13 protein-coding genes and 1 pseudogene are annotated in these 15925 nt (G+C 39.3%); 13 read left to right on the forward strand and 1 reads right to left on the reverse strand.

The genetic code is table 11. The annotated features are described in order from the left end of the window. Positions 1 to 131 precede the first annotated feature (131 nt). The 4 genes from H5200_RS00550 (at position 132) to H5200_RS00565 (ending at position 5841) form a co-directional block, all read left to right on the forward strand. Positions 132 to 827 (forward strand): response regulator transcription factor, encoded by a 696-nt coding sequence (locus tag H5200_RS00550; protein ID WP_182740299.1) that lies wholly within the window; start codon positions 132 to 134, stop codon positions 825 to 827. After that, complete coding sequence (locus H5200_RS00555) at positions 818 to 2077, forward strand: ATP-binding protein (RefSeq protein WP_182760712.1); 1260 nt, start codon at positions 818 to 820, stop codon at positions 2075 to 2077. The genes H5200_RS00550 and H5200_RS00555 overlap by 10 nt, the downstream gene beginning before the upstream one ends. 88 nt (positions 2078 to 2165) lie before the next feature. After that, on the forward strand, positions 2166 to 3614 hold the full coding sequence (locus H5200_RS00560) for a S41 family peptidase (protein WP_182717706.1): 1449 nt from the start codon (positions 2166 to 2168) through the stop codon (positions 3612 to 3614). A gap of 571 nt (positions 3615 to 4185) precedes the next feature. Further along, positions 4186 to 5841, forward strand: coding sequence for an EAL domain-containing protein (locus H5200_RS00565; protein WP_182760713.1), 1656 nt, complete (start codon positions 4186 to 4188; stop codon positions 5839 to 5841). 25 nt (positions 5842 to 5866) lie between these two features. Here H5200_RS00565 and H5200_RS00570 read toward each other — a convergent pair whose 3' ends face one another. Then, positions 5867 to 6778 (reverse strand): 1-aminocyclopropane-1-carboxylate deaminase/D-cysteine desulfhydrase, encoded by a 912-nt coding sequence (locus H5200_RS00570; RefSeq protein WP_182760714.1) that lies wholly within the window; start codon positions 6776 to 6778, stop codon positions 5867 to 5869. 87 nt (positions 6779 to 6865) lie between these two features. Here H5200_RS00570 and H5200_RS00575 point away from each other — a divergent pair, with 87 nt between their 5' ends. From H5200_RS00575 to H5200_RS00615, 9 genes and pseudogenes are all read left to right on the forward strand, one after another. Then, positions 6866 to 7807, forward strand: coding sequence for an MSHA biogenesis protein MshI (locus H5200_RS00575; protein ID WP_182740304.1), 942 nt, complete (start codon positions 6866 to 6868; stop codon positions 7805 to 7807). Next, positions 7797 to 8402, forward strand: a complete 606-nt coding sequence (locus H5200_RS00580) for a PilN domain-containing protein (RefSeq protein ID WP_182717710.1) — start codon at positions 7797 to 7799, stop codon at positions 8400 to 8402. The genes H5200_RS00575 and H5200_RS00580 overlap by 11 nt, the downstream gene beginning before the upstream one ends. Further along, positions 8392 to 9072, forward strand: a complete 681-nt coding sequence (gene gspM / locus H5200_RS00585; protein ID WP_182717711.1) for a type II secretion system protein GspM — start codon at positions 8392 to 8394, stop codon at positions 9070 to 9072. Before H5200_RS00580 ends, gspM begins: the two co-directional genes overlap by 11 nt. Continuing rightward, entirely contained in the window at positions 9050 to 9370 is a 321-nt protein-coding gene (locus tag H5200_RS00590) for an agglutinin biogenesis protein MshK (RefSeq protein WP_182717712.1), read from the forward strand. The genes gspM and H5200_RS00590 overlap by 23 nt, the downstream gene beginning before the upstream one ends. Further along, on the forward strand, positions 9354 to 11021 hold the full coding sequence (gene mshL / locus H5200_RS00595; protein ID WP_182717713.1) for a pilus (MSHA type) biogenesis protein MshL: 1668 nt from the start codon (positions 9354 to 9356) through the stop codon (positions 11019 to 11021). The genes H5200_RS00590 and mshL overlap by 17 nt, the downstream gene beginning before the upstream one ends. Before the next feature lie 2 nt (positions 11022 to 11023). After that, a complete protein-coding gene (locus H5200_RS00600; RefSeq protein ID WP_182717714.1) occupies positions 11024 to 11926 on the forward strand; it encodes an ExeA family protein in 903 nt (300 codons plus the stop codon). After that, positions 11923 to 12990 (forward strand): lipopolysaccharide assembly protein LapB, encoded by a 1068-nt coding sequence (locus tag H5200_RS00605; RefSeq protein WP_182717715.1) that lies wholly within the window; start codon positions 11923 to 11925, stop codon positions 12988 to 12990. The genes H5200_RS00600 and H5200_RS00605 overlap by 4 nt, the downstream gene beginning before the upstream one ends. Then, positions 12987 to 14714, forward strand: a pseudogene (locus H5200_RS00610) (GspE/PulE family protein). Before H5200_RS00605 ends, H5200_RS00610 begins: the two are co-directional and overlap by 4 nt. Then, a complete protein-coding gene (locus tag H5200_RS00615) occupies positions 14701 to 15924 on the forward strand; it encodes a type II secretion system F family protein (RefSeq protein WP_182760742.1) in 1224 nt (407 codons plus the stop codon). Before H5200_RS00610 ends, H5200_RS00615 begins: the two are co-directional and overlap by 14 nt. Position 15925 lies beyond the last annotated feature (1 nt).

The following is a 15925-nucleotide window of genomic DNA, read 5'->3' on the forward strand; positions in this document are numbered from 1 at the left end:
GAATATTAAATCAAAATTTGCCTCATGATGAATCTCAAGGCAATATTAAAGAAAGCGTAAAATTGTGTCTAAAACAAAAGATGAATACCATCGTAGGCATTAAGTAAAGGAATACATTTATTTCTAAGTCATTGACTATTATTGAAGACAATCTAGAACTTGCAGCATTGCTTAAGAGTTTTTTTGAAAAGCATGGCTTTTTGGTTAACACGATATATAGCGGTTCTAGTGGCTTAGAGTATGTGCTGTTACATCAACCTGATTTTGTCCTATTAGATTTGATGCTTCCCGAAGTGGATGGCTTTGAGGTGTGTCGTGCTTTACAGAATAAGTATTTTGGTAAAGTGATTATCTTAACGGCTAGTAATGACGACATCGATGAGATCACCTTACTGGAAATGGGGGCTGATGACTTTATTCAAAAGCCGGTTAATCCTCGAATTATATTGGCTAGATTTCGCAAGTTGCTCAGATTAGCTCAAGGAGTTGAGAGTAAAAGAAAATTGGATCATATACTCAATGTTGGGCCGTTTAAATTTAATTTGCTCACCAGAGTTGTAAGCCAATCCGATATCAAACTTGAGATGTCGGATAGTGAATTTGATCTCTTCTATTTTTTAGCTTCACATGTAGATTCTATAATTAGTCGCGATGATATTTCTCGGCAATTATATGGCAGGGAATTTGATGGATTAGATCGCACAATTGACAATAAAATAATGAAAATACGCAAAGTCATTGGGGATAATATACCTTATCGCCACCTCATTACAGTTAGGGGGAAGGGGTACATTATTGTCAATAGCAAGGAAACCGAATGTTGTTAATACGCTTTGGGGTAAAGAGCTTAATTTTCATTTTGATATTTTTAACGATTAATCCCCTTTTAACTTCACTTGCTACGGATTATTTTTCTACTGAATTGAAGCAAGATGTGGAATTAGACTATAGAGCCTACATTTATGCTTTAGATGCAGCTCGCCCAGCACTGAGCAATGAACAATGGCTTGCTTTGCTAAAGCGAATCTCGGAGCAAAGCAACCTAACTGTTAAAACTATTAGTACCCCAGCTTCAGAACAGACGCAAACTATACTTGTAGAAAATGTTCATGATGGGAATTTGCAAGCTGTTACAGCAAAAATACAGGGGAATGAGTTAATTCAATTTTCAGCATTTAGAGTGAAAGATAATGTCGAGACCATTCTGTTTTTTATTCAATATGGGCTGCCTTTGGGTTTAATATTATTTCTTTTTTTATTGCATACACTTTGGCTGCAATACAGACTTTTTAGATTAGAGCTTGCAAGCAAACTAATTGCAAAGGGCCAATTATCGGGGCGTGCTGATACTGGACTTTTCGCTATTGGACGTGTAAATGAAACTTTCAACCACATGGCAGAGAAGTTGGAGTGCTTGTTTGCTCAGCAAAGGCATATGATAAGAGCAATTTCTCACGAACTAAAAACCCCTATTTTTCGATTGCAACTGAAGCTTGAGCTGTTAGATAAGTCCTCAAATAATGAAAAGCTTATTTACGAGTTATTTGAGGAATGTGACGAACTGGATACTTTAGTCCATGAAATATTAGAATATAGTAAAGTAGAGCAGTTTTCTTCATCTTTGAATTTTACTGAAATTAATTTGAGCAATTCACTTCAAAACTATGCGAAGTCTATAGAAAAGTACTGTAACCATCCTATTATTTTGGATGTCCAACAATCTATATTTGCGCGAGTAGATAACGCTGGTATCAAAAGAGTTATACATAATTTAGTTGTTAACGCGGATAAGTACGCTGTAGAGCAGATTCATGTGTCACTACTTAGGCAAGGTAGACGTTTGCTGTTGACAGTTGAGGATGATGGAATAGGAATTACCAAGGGCAAACGAGAGTTAGTTTTTCAACCCTTTTATACCGTTGATGAAAGTAGGACAGGTAAGCGCCATGGTGTGGGTCTAGGGCTTGCAATCGTAAAAGAAATTTTGTCTAGCCATGATGCGAATGTAAAAATAAGTAAAAGCCAGTTTGGTGGCGCTTGTTTGACTATTGATTTGTCTAGTTGTTTTGTCGAATAGGCATTACGAAACTCTGACATTAAAGTGACAAACCGAGAGTGCTTTGAATATTAGAATAACTTCTTATTTCAATTTATAGGAAGTTGTAATGATCAAATGTATTGCTAAATTAGTCGTCACCATATTTTGTATCAGCTTACTTGGATGTAACTCTGATAGTGATCAAAGTGACATTATCAAAGAGCAGCGAAATGAGCTTTGGTATTCGGATATTTATGGTGAAATAAAACAGATCAGCGGTGATTCCGTTGTTACTTGGCAGGTAACAGGAGCTTTCTGTTATCCAATAATTACTTTAGACCCCTTGCCACTTTTTGATTCTTTTAGCCAAAAGTATAAAGACCAACTTATTTATGAACGACCGTATGATAGTGGTCCTGCTTCATATAGATCTATACAAAACATTGAAGATGTTTGCACTGACGGCATACTAGATACAATCGCCGGTAACAGCTATGAATTTGATGCCGAAGTTATTTTTCAGTTGTTTTGGCTAGATATGCAAAATCACTACGCCTTTTTTAAGGAGCGTAACATTGATTGGGAGCATATCTATGAAATGTACGCCCCGAAATTAAATGAAAATGATGAAGAGCAACTCATTAATATAATTAGTGAAATACTAGAAATTTTGAGTGATGGTCATACTCGCTTGTATTATAACTTAGACGAAGAGCCAATCAGCTTTGAAGCTAAGCTAACACTTGCAAAACGACTGGAACAAGAAGCGCAGGATTTAGAGCTAAAAGGCGAACCTGCTGAGAATTATATTATCGAGCAAACTGTACTTGTTAGAGAAAATATTACGCAGTACCTAAATAAAGCAACCCAGCCAGCGTTTATTGCACGTAATACACTGAACTCATTTAGCCCAAACTGGGGGATCATTGATGTTGAAGGTATTCAAGTTGGATATCTATCACTTCCTCACTTTGTAAACTTTATTGAAACAGACAGCCTCGATCGCCAAGATATCAGTTATGCGAACGAAGCATTTAATAACTTGCTCGATGAGGTTTTTATTGCATTGGATGGTACGCAAAAATTGATAATTGATATTCGTGATAATGAAGGCGGCTATGATATTCAAGCCTTGGAATTAATCAAAAGGTTTATATCTGGTAATACCTTAGTTTGGGATATTAGTACTTTTTATGCTGGTAGCCTTCATGAACTAGTTACTGTTTATGCGGAACCTGATAGCAGACCATACTATCAAAATGATATCTACTTACTAACGTCAAATGGTACTTTCAGTGCAGGCGAGAGTTTTGCGCTTGCTATGTCAACGCTTCCTAAGGTTACTTTGGTTGGAGAACCCACTGCAGGGGCCACATCAGATACCTTCCCTCGTATGTTACCTAATGGTTGGGCCTATGAACTTAGTAATGAATACTATAAAAATGGTGAGGGGCTAAATGCTGAAGTGCTCGGTGTGCCTGTTGATATTGAGGTTGACCCTTATGATAAATTCGCAAGAGGCGAGAAAAAGGACCTTACGATAGAGAAAATAATTACGCTGCTAACTGAAGACTAAACATAATATGGCACTCGTCTTTATTTGAGGTCTGTCTGTATAGTGGCTTTTATGTTAGATAATCACTTGTATTTATTTAGTAAATCTCGTTTTAAGAGTTTCCGGTTGATGATGAGCCCGTAGCTTATACGTTTAATATAGGGGAGTTAAACGAATATCAATAAAATTGATGGCTTCTGAGTGATTATAATAAACCTTTCGAAGTCATTACCATATTTGCTGTCTTAGATAACTGTTGACTAAATAGATAAAAATTACAAACAAGTGAAACATCATAAGTGTTTTGTTATTTTTAGGAAGCAATTGTGATGCGCTAAAAATTATAAATATTTATTCCGACTTAGGTAGCTAAAAATGCGATGGTTTTATTCATTATAATGTTCGTTAACATTTAAACATCGCTCTCAGCCTTGTGTTTATAAGGATCTTGAACAACACTTTAGCTATTGATACAAATAGCGTAATAGCCATGGTGACTCAATTTAAAAATGCTCAAGTGCGGATGTTCAGTTTTTATGTAATTGCTTTTATGCTTTTACTAACAGTATTTAATCTTTTTTTAGGGGAGATATTGCATCAAAAAGTACACATCACTGGGAGCCAATTAGCTAAACAGATCTACAACTTAAAATTGCAACCAATTGCAGATAAAGAGATCATTGCCGCACTTGCTGAAAGTCATGGTTTTATGCTTGAATCAGGCAGTGATTCGTTCCATTATTCTGCTTTTATGGCCCAAAAGAGTGATATCTTTAAATATAAAACGGTTAGTTTAAAGCTTTATCATTTGCCTTTTTGGGTTGTTGAAAGCCCACTATTTATTTTATTAAACCTAGTGATGATTGGCGCTGCTATTTGGAGTTATCGCTGGTGGCGACTGCTATTTAAACAGCGCGATGGTGTAGATTCAATTGCATTATTAACTGGTGGTAAAGTATCAAGCAGCCAACAAGCGCCTAAAGATGTGGTTAAATTAGCACTAAATGATATTGCTATTAATAGTACAAAAGTACTGACAGCCAAGCGAAAATTAAGTTCCGCTGACGATGTTGCAATTACCGCAATGTACGGTATCCAAAATAATCATAACCACCTTTTTGCTTTACTTTATTGGACACAGCCATTTCCAGATAACGTTGATTTAGAAAGCCACTTTAAACTTATTGTGAGCAAAGGCTTTAAAGAGTTATCTCGGGTATCAGTTAAGTTGTTATCTTCAGGTGGGCTGGCAATTACCTTGGAGAATATACCTCAACCTGATATCGATGCTTACACTAAGCGCTTGCATCAAATTATTTATCAGGCTTCTTTGCTTTATCGCGGTGATTTATCTCGCAAAGAAATTAAAATAGGCGTATGTAATTACCGCGATGGTGCCGATCAAACTGTGGTTTATCAGCTAACTAAATCAGCACTCGCATTAGCAAAACAAAGCCCATGGCAGCATACTCATCGGGTACCGTTTAACCATACGCGTTCAACGGTGCTGGCAAATAGCGATGAGAACTTAGCTGATTACATTGGCAAAAAGAAATTTATGTTGTTTTTTCAGCCGTTATTTGAGTTCGCCAGTGGTGATATTTTACAGCATGAAGCTTTGATCCGGGTTCGTCATAAGTCTTTAGGGATGCTTTCTGCTAAGCAATTTATTCCTCAACTAAAAAATGATTCAGCGATTGTTTTATTGGATAAAACAGTATTGGATCAAGTTGTTAAGTTATTAGAAAGTGAAACAAGTGCGTTAACCGTGAGTATTAACTTACACGCATTTAATTGGTTTTCTGATGATTATTGGCGCTGGTTTGGACAGAGAATGAAAAATGTAAAAGGCGCTGATAAACTACAGTTTGAGATATCGGAGGTGGATTTTTATCAACATCAACAGCGATTGAATTTTGCTTTTAGTACAATTAAATCAGTGGGAAGCTCAGTATCAATTGATAATGTTTCATCGCACGATAAAATCGCTTTATTAGCGCCTTACAAAGGGATCAAAGGACTCAAGCTTAGCTATGATTTAATCCACGACATTGATAAAAATGTAACGCAGCAAAAAGTGGTGCGCCAAATTGTAGCCAGTGCAGAGCGAGTGAACTTACCCGTATACGGTGTTGGCGTGGAAACCCAGCAAGAGCTCAATATGCTTAAAAAGCAGGGCGTGCTTGGCGCACAAGGGTTTTACTTTACCGAACCTTTGCAAGAGTTTACTAATGTCACGGTAAATTGATTTTTAGCTCATTAAGTGCATGAACTCAAGTTATTAAGCCACGATAACGCAGCCCGTTTAATCCTTGCAGGCCACCGGTATGAATGGCAATGATGTTACTGCCTTTAGGAAAATAATCCTGAGCGATTAACTGCCATAAAGCGTGCATCATTTTTCCTGAGTAAATCGGCTCGAGCGGGAGTTGATGTTGGCTTTGCATCTGCAGGCAAAATTGCCAAAGTTCAGGGCTAAACTTGCCATAGCCACCGCCATGAAACTGGGTGAGTAATTGCCAGTTTTGCTGTTGTGCTGCTACCGGGCTGAGCGATTTTATTTCATCGATTAAATACTCAGCTTGCTTTAATACCGCGACTCCTAAAACCTGTGTGCTGTTATCGCAGCCTTCAATTAACCCTGCCAGTGTGCCTCCGCTCCCCGTTGGACAGATAACATAGTCGGCGACGGGTAATGACTGCGCAAGCTTTTTACAACCAAGTAGAGCGGCTGTGTTTGTACCGCCTTCTGGCAATAGGTAGGCATTAGGAAAGCGAGTTTGTAATTGCGCTAAATAATCAGCATTGTGTCGCTCACGATACTCTAAGCGGGTAACTGGGTGCAGTTGCATACCGCATTGTTTGGCGAATTGTAAGGTCGGGTTTTGCTGATCAAGTTCAGGGCCGCGAATAATGCCATGGGTTGTTAAGTTAAAATGCTTTCCTGCGGCAGCACAGGCATGGATATGATTTGAAAAAGCGCCACCAAACGTTACTAACTCCTGTTTATTTTGTGCTTGCATCTCAATTAAGTTGTACTTGAGTTTTCGCCATTTATTACCGCTAATGAGCGGGTGTAGCAGATCATCACGTTTAATGCATAATGAAATATTTCTTTTTTTTAACTTGGTACTATCTATTTGTTGTATCGGGCTATTTTCATCAATAGTGAAAGAGTTATGCATTCAAGTTCCTTTTTTCTTATGTGAAAACTTGCGGGCTAGTAAAAATATACGATACTTAAAAAATCAATAGCCAACATAAGTAGCTATATGAAAAAGAAGATTTTTTCATTATTTCCTTGGTTGCAACAAGGGTTAGATTCGAATTGTGTAATAGGGATAGCTACATATGCAAAAACAGTGAATGCTGTAAGCTTAAAACGCTTGCAGGGGCACTGGCAAATCGATAAAACCCACAGTGTTGTAGTGACAGAACCTCGGGATTATACAAAAGCAATTGTAACTTGTACAAATGAAGTTAGTAAGCTGCGTTGTGCGATTAATTTAGTGATACCTCACCACTATTATCAAATTGTGCAAATGGAAAAACCTAACCTGACAGATGACGAAATTGTGCAGTCGTTACCATGGACTACGAAAGACCTTGTCAACGTTGCGCCAGAGAATATCATCGCAGACTTTATTGATTATCCCATCTCATTACCAATGCAAGCGAATAAAATGAATGTGTTTATTACTGATAAAACACAGATTCAGCCGTTCATTAATAGCTTTGCAGATACCAACGCAATTTTACGCTCAATGACGTCAGAAGAAATGGTATTACTCACTTTATTTGGTAAAGATAAAGATGCGCATATGTTGGTGGTGCAGCATGTTGAACATGAGCCGAGAATATTGATTATTTGTGACGGTAAGCTTGTATTGGCAAGGCGGCTAAATGGCTTTGTAGGCATTACAGAAAAAGATCAAAATAGTGCGTTCATTGACGCTTTAGGTTTAGAGGTACAACGGTCGATGGATTTTTTTGAAAGTCAGCTTAAGCAGCCCCCTATACGCAGTATTCAGCTGCAATGCGACGATTTATCTTCTTTAACACTCAGAGCTGAGCTTGCAGAGCTATTACAAGTTAAGGTTGTTGATTTTCAACCTAACCTTGCCTTATCAGAGGGTTTAGATAGTCAGTACTTCTATGCCCTAGCTGCAGCTATATCTATGGCTGAAAGTAAAGAGCCGCGCAATGAAGAATAGAATTAATTTTTACCAAAAATCACTACGTCCTCGTCGTGACTTAATGCCATTGCAAAGTTTATTAGCTCTGTGGGGCATAGCGTTATTTGTTATTGCCATAAGTTGGGGTGGGTTTGCGTTATCAGTTCACTTTAACCAAATAGAGGCGCAACAAACTGAATTAACATTAAATGAAATGAGCACCCAGTTACAAGCTGTGAAAGCTAAATTAGATGAGAAACAAAATAAAGATCAGTTTGTTAAGCAGTTAAAAAAGATGGAACAAGAAATTGCCCACAAACAACAAGTGTTTGGTTACTTGGAGGCTGCACAAACTTTATCGAGTATGGACTATAGCCAAGTGATGCTTGATTTAGCGCGTTACCATGTGGCAAGTATTTGGTTAACCCAAGTAACGTTTTCTGAGCAAACAGTGACTTTAAAAGGGCAAGCAAGTCAATCGGCTCAGTTACCTATTTGGTTGAGTAGTTTAAAACAATCAAGATACTTTGCAGGTAAAGAGTTTTCGGTTTTAGAGTTTGAAGATAAAAACGGCTTAAGTGAATTTAATGTAGCTACAGAGGTTGCAGCTAAGGAGGACAGCCATGAAAACTGAAAAATCCTCTCGTAGTTGGCCTATTTGGGTGAAGTATCAAGCGCGTTTTGCTGCACTGCAAATAAGAGAAAAATTGGCTATTTTATTTGCTGGGTTATTTATTATTTTATATTTAGGCTATCTATTTATTGTCGAGCCGACGCAAATTCAAGCAAATAAACAGCACCAAGCTAACACTCAAGCACAACAAAAAATAACTCAAAATAGAACACAATTAGCGATGTTAGAGCAAGCTCTAAGTAATGATTACACAAAAGAATTACGCTCTCAAATAGAACGGGCAAAGAGTGAATTGACTATTGCTGATGAAAAATTGAGCCAATTTAGCAAAGGCTTTGTCAGCGCTGAACGGGTTCCTAATATGTTGCAGCAGCTATTAAAAGAAAGTACCGAGGTTAAGGTTGTTAGTTTTAAAGTGTTAGAGCCTAAAGCTGTCGATGTTACTAAGGTTGGTGCAAACGAAGCTAAAACACTGTTTTTTGAACATCAAATGGTGCTCACATTACAGGGACAGTATTTTAACTTGCAACAATATTTAGCATCGCTAAAACAAAGTAAAGAAAAACTCTTAATCCAGCGTTTTGACTATCAAGTAGAGGATTACCCTCGGGCGCAATTAATCATACATATAGCAACGGTGAGCGCGAATGAAAAATTTATTGCTCTTTAGTGTGCTTGGGTTATTTGTTTGCTCAGCAGACGTGGTTGCGCAGCAGTTGGCCGATCCAACTAAGCCACAAAATTTGCTCGCTACTAGCGTAGTTAAAAATCAGCAAAGTAGCCTCAAGCTGCAATCAATAATTAAAAGGTCAGGCCGCTATAAAGCGATTATTTCAGGACAGATTTATACCGTAGGCGATCAAATAAATGACTATAAAGTGCTAACCATAAGCTCTAAGCAAGTTGTGTTAGCGAATGACAATAAGCAAATAAAATTAGATTTATATGATTATGAAATTAAAAATTAAATTACCTAGTCAGCTGACTATTTTATTGCTGTTACCTATCTACCTTGGTGGTTGCCATAGTTTTGCTCCAGGTAAAGAAATAAAGCCCCATATTGAGCAAGAGCTCACAGCTCAGCCTGAGCAGCAAACTACAGTAGCTCCGTTGACAGTGCCCGATGAAGTTACGCAAAGCTTATTATCGTCATTTGATAGCGAGCAAAGCCTTAATACAGAGTTGGCAGTTAAGCGTTTTGAAGTGGCTGCAAATGAAGTAGAAGTGCGCGCTTTCTTTGCTGGTTTAACTGACGATACGCCATATAGCGTTGCTATACACCCAGAGGTAGCTGGCACCATTAGTCTCACATTAAAAAATGTTACCTTTGATGAGGTAATAAATGTAATTAAACGTATGTACCCGCTTGATATTGTTCACGAAGGACGAGTTGTACAGGTGCTACCTGCAAAAATGCGCACTGAAACAATACCTGTTAACTATTTAATGATGAAACGTAGTGGTCAGTCTACGGTAAGTGTTGTTGCTGGTGGTGTGAGCCAAATGGCTGATAATAATAATTCTAATCAAAGCAATAGTTCGAATAACTATAACAATAATAATCAACAAGATAGTGAGTTTGGTAATAATCAAAATATTGAACTTAACGGTTCGCGTATTCAAACCACTAACAGTAATGACTTTTGGAAAGATCTAGAGCTGGCTTTAAAATCCTTGATTGGCACCGGTGATGGGCGCTATGTTATCGCCAGCCCACAAGCCAGCTTAGTAACGGTTAATGCATTACCGAGTGAAATAATGCAGCTAAAGGACTTTTTGCGGCAAACCCAAGAAAACTTACAGCGACAAGTGATTTTAGAAGCCAAAATAGTCGAAGTCACGCTTAAAGATGAATACCAGCAAGGTGTTAATTGGAACGAAATTGCGGGTTCAATTGGCAGTACAAGTCTGTCGTTCGCGACCACTGCAGCAGGGCAAATTAGTAATAGTATTACGGCCGCTCTAGGTGGTGTATCAAACTTAGTTATTAATAACGCAGACTTTACTGGGGTGATTAGCTTATTAGAAACTCAGGGCGATGTACAGATGCTTTCAAACCCCCGAGTGACTGCGACTAATAACCAAAAAGCGGTCATTAAAGTAGGTCAAGATGAGTATTTTGTTACGAATGTTTCAAGTACCACTGTAACAGGGAATGCCACCACAACAACCCCAGAAATTGACCTAACTCCTTTCTTTTCAGGGATTGCCCTCGATGTAACCCCACAAATAGACAAATACGGCTCAGTGATCTTACATGTTCACCCCTCCGTCACTCAAACTGAAGAGCAACAAAAGGTCATTACCCTTAATAATGATGAGTTTATTTTACCGTTAGCACAAAGCAACATTAGGGAATCAGACACGGTAATTCGTGCGCAAAGCGGTGAAATTGTTGTGATTGGTGGCTTAATGCAAACGATAACCACCGATGAAGAGTCTAAAACACCGGTATTAGGTGATATCCCCTTATTTGGTAATTTATTTAAAAGTATTAGTAAACGCCAAGAAAAGAAAGAGCTCGTTATATTGCTAAAGCCAACAGTTGTAATGCCAGATACGTGGAAAAAACAGCAAACACGCAGCCGCCAACTACTTAATACTTGGTATGAGAACTAGCTATGTATTTGAGCTTTTTTAATTTAAGTGAAATGCCTTTCACCTTAACCCCTAACACCGAGTTTTTCTGTGCGCTTGCACCGCATAATGAAGCAATGCAGGTGCTTATTACTGCACTTGAAATGGGAGAGGGGTTTATTAAGGTAGCAGGAGAGGTCGGCACGGGTAAAACTTTATTGTGCCGTAAATTACTTAATCAAATTGAGCATGATTACACCGTTGCTTATCTACCTAACTCATATTTAAGCCCAGATGAGCTACGCTGGGCACTCGCTGTAGAGCTAGGTATGGACGTTGATAAACAATTAGATCAGCAAGCACTAAGTCAGTTGATCAATCATCATTTATTAGCGTTACAAAAAGAAGGCAAAAAAGTTGTTTTACTGATAGATGAGGCGCAAAGCCTAAGCTGGGATGCTCTTGAAGCGTTACGACTATTTACCAATATTGAAACTGAAAGCGAAAAACTGATTCAAGTGGTGCTGTTTGGGCAGCCCGAATTAGACGAAAAACTAGCGCATACACGGGTTCGCCAATTACGCCAGCGTATTAGCTTTTCTTACCAGCTAAGACCAATGACTAGCGGCGAAGTAATTTACTATATTAATCATCGATTACAGGTCGCAGGTTTTAAAGGTGCACCGCTATTTACCAAGCAATTAGGCTTAAAAATAGCGCAAGCAAGTCGTGGTATTCCTCGGTTAGTAAATATCTTATGTCATAAAACCTTGCTGCAAGCTTACGGTGAAGGGCTCACCGCAGTAAGTAGCCGGCACATAAAGCTTGCGGTAAAAGACACCGAAGATTGCACCGTGAATAATTACATCAATGGTTGGAATATTGCAGTGGTGAGTCTATCGGCTATTGCCATTATGATAATTTGGGCGTGGAGGCAATGGCTATGAGTGTCATTAATTCTATGCTTAAAAATATTGAGCAGCGACAGCCAACAACTTCGTTAAATGAGCAAGGTACAGTTGTAGTAGACCCTGTTTATGATTCGCATGGTGTTATTAAAAAGCTACTAATAATCGCCATTGCCTTGTTAGTGGTTGTATTGAGCTATATTTATTTACCTACAGCAAGTGATGATGCTGCTCAATTACCAGAACGAATGGATCTAGTTACCAAAGCTCAAAGCTCAAAAGAGGCTGAGCAAAATAACACGCCAGTGTTAATTAATGCTCCTGTGGTGAGTAACTCTGATGTAATTAAACCAGTTGCTAAAGTAGAACCCATTATTGAAGAAGTCGCAGCGGTAAAAACGGACACCAAAGAGCCGTTTGTAGCTGAAAAACCCATGGTTGCAGCTATCACGGTTGAGCCAAATACAGTGCCTAGTGCCAATAAACAAAGTAGTTTTCAGGTTAAAAAAGTGACTCAGCAACGAACAGAGCAACAGCAAATAGCTGAGCTACTGCGCCAAGCTAAGCAAGCCCTCGAATTTGGTTTATATCAGGAAGGCATAGATGATTTAAGCCAAATTCTTAATCGAGATAAAGGGAATATAGCTGCAAGAAGTTTACTCGCAGCAACTTATTTTCAGCAGCAAGATATTTTATCCGCGCAAAGTATTTTAGAACATGGCATTGCGTTTGACTCGCAAGTACTCGAGTGGCGAGTGCAGCTTAGTAAAATTTATATTACGCGCAAGCAATATTCAGTGGTACAACAATTATTAAGCGATGATTTTGATAGCCAAGGTGATGCGCAATATTGGGCGCTTAAAGGCACTGCTGCGCAGCAGTTAGGTGATCATACTCGTGCATTGGTTTGCTTTGAGCAATTAACACAGTTACAGCCTCAGCAAGGTAAATGGTGGTTAGCTATGGCGACTTCTAAAGATGCACAAGGTGATTACCTCTCGGCGAAACGTTATTACCTAGCTGCAATCGAAGTGGGTAACTTAAACCCTGCAGTGTTAAAACATGCAAAGCAACGTTTGCAGACCTTAGGAGGTGTGTCATGAGACCCAGTCTACGTCTAAGGTTAGGTGATTTATTAGTTGAAGAAAACATGATCACTGAAGCGCAATTGAGTGAAGCGTTAAACGTGCAGGCTGCAACCGGGCGTAAGCTAGGTGCAACGTTAATTGCTCTTGAGTTTATTAGTGAGCCACAATTACTAAGGTTTTTAGCTCAGCAATTAAAAGTTCCCTTTTTAGATATTTCGCAACGCAAAATCTCACCTGAAGTATCCAAGTTGCTTTCTGAAGTAATGGCGCGCCGCTATAGAGCGCTCGTTATAGAAGATAATGGTGACTCAGTACTTGTGGGGATGAGTGATCCGGCCGATTTAAGAGGGCTTGATCAACTCGCACCAATTTTAGCGCCAAAGCGAATTGATTTAGCGGTAGTGCAAGAAAGTCAGATCATGACTGCTTTTGATAACGTTTACCGGCGGACAGAAGAAATTACCAGCTTTGCCGAGCAGTTACATGAAGAGTACGAAGATGTAGAAGAGTTTGATTTAAATTCGTTAGGTGATGAATCCTCTGATGCTACCGTAGTGAAGCTATTACAATCGATTTTTGAAGATGCTGTACAAGTCAGAGCATCAGACATCCATATTGAACCAGATGAAGGTATGTTACGGATTCGTCAACGCGTCGACGGAGTGTTGCAGGAGCATGTACTCAATCAAGTTAAAATAGCCTCAGCATTAGTGCTGCGGCTTAAGTTAATGTCTGGTTTAGATATATCAGAAAAACGCTTACCGCAAGATGGCCGTTTTAATATTAAAGTGCATACACATAGCATTGATGTGCGTTTGTCTACTATGCCGGTGCAATATGGTGAGTCGGTTGTAATGCGGCTATTAGATCAATCTGCAGGGCTATTATCATTAGATGAAACGGGTATGCCAGCAGCGTTGCTAAAGCGGTTTCGCTCAATCTTAAAGCGTCCTCATGGCATGATTTTGGTAACAGGGCCTACAGGTTCAGGTAAAACAACCACTTTATATGGGGCGTTAAGTGAGCTAAATCAGCCAGAAAATAAAATAATAACTGTAGAAGATCCGGTGGAGTATCGTATTGGCCGGATAAACCAAGTGCAAATTAAAAATAAAATAGGGCTTAGTTTTGCCAGCATATTAAGAACAGCATTACGGCAAGACCCCGACATCTTAATGGTGGGGGAAATGCGTGATAAATAAACGGTTGATATAGGCCTGCGGGGCGCGTTAACAGGGCACTTAGTGCTTTCAACTTTGCATACTAATGACGCTATAACCAGTGCTATGCGGCTAATTGATATGGGAGCACCAGCCTATTTAGTTGCCAGCTCACTAAGAGCCATCATTGCCCAGCGCTTAGTTAGGCGAGTCTGTGATAACTGCAAACAACGATACTACCCTGATGTGCAAGAAGCGAGTTGGTTAAAGTACCTAAATGTTGATGTAGACAATACCGCATTTTTTCATGGCAAAGGCTGTACTGCGTGTAACCACTTAGGTTACAAAGGGAGAGTCGGTATTTTTGAGTTACTCGAAATGGATGAAGCTATGATGGAGTGTCTTCGTCAAAATGACACTCAAGGCTTTGCTCGGGCTGCCAAGAACAACCCTTACTTTGCGCCGTTATCTACCATGGTGTTAGGGTATGCCAAGCAGGGGATAACCACTTTAGATGAAGTATTTAAAGTCGCTGAATATATCCCTGAATTGATAGGAGGTGATGATGCACCTTTATAACTATCAAGCTAAAGACCAAAAAGGCATTTTAATTAAGGGGCAACTTGAAGCTGCCAGCCAGGCAGGTGTTGCCGACAGCTTGTTAAAACGCCAATTTACGCCGATCTCGATTACCCAAATCGATAAAGAAAGCGACATTAACCTTCCGCTTGCGCAACTATTCAAAGAAAAAATAGGCCTGGCAGACATGATTATGTTTTCGCGGCAAATGTACTCGTTGCTCAAAGCTGGCATCCCGATTATTCGTGCCATGGTGGGGTTAGCTGATACCACACAAAATAAAGAGTTTAAGCTGGTTTTAACAGACATAATCAAACAACTAGAGCAAGGTCGGGATCTTTCCAGTGCCATGACCATGCACAATAAAGTTTTTAGCAGATTAACTATCGCAATGGTATTGGTTGGCGAAGGCTCAGGGCGGTTAGAAGATGCTTTTCACCAACTCGCTAGTTATTTTGAGAAAGAACAAGAAACGCGCAAACGCATAAAGGCCGCAATGCGCTATCCCACTTTTGTTATTGCTGCATTATTAGTTGCAATGGTGATTTTAAATATATTTGTGATCCCGGTGTTTGCCACCATGTTCGCGAAATTTGATGCAGAACTACCATTAATGACCCAAATTTTGGTGGCAACAAGTTACTTCTTCGTTAATTACTGGTGGCTTTTATTACTCATTCTTATTGGCAGTGTGATCGCTTGGCGGCGCTATTTGGCAACCGAGCAGGGGTTATATAACTGGGATCACTACAAATTAAAGATCCCCATTGTTGGAAATATTATTCATCGTTCATTACTTGCACGGTATAGCCAAAGTTTAGCCATGGTATTGCGCTCTGGTGTAACTATGACTACAGGATTGTCTTTAACGGCAAAAGCGGTAGATAACACCTATATGGAACGTGCAATTTTAAATATTCGTCAAGATATAGAAAAAGGTGACAGCCTGTTAAGGGCCTCAAGGAGTAGCGAGCTTTTTTCCCAGTTAGTGCTACAAATGGTGGCTGTTGGTGAAGAAACAGGGCGAGTTGATGAGCTTTTGCAAGAAGCCGCTGATTATTACGAGCGAGAAGTCGATTACGACTTACGTAGTTTAACCGCCAAGATAGAGCCTATTTTGACAGTGATAGTTGCCGTTATGGTGCTAATTCTCGCGCTCGGTATTTTTATGCCGATGTGGAACATGATGTCTGCAATTAAAGGGGGTTAAC

Origin of the sequence: Pseudoalteromonas sp. SG43-7 (genome assembly GCF_014164295.1) — a bacterium.
Taxonomy (GTDB): Bacteria; Pseudomonadota; Gammaproteobacteria; order Enterobacterales; family Alteromonadaceae; genus Pseudoalteromonas; species Pseudoalteromonas rhizosphaerae.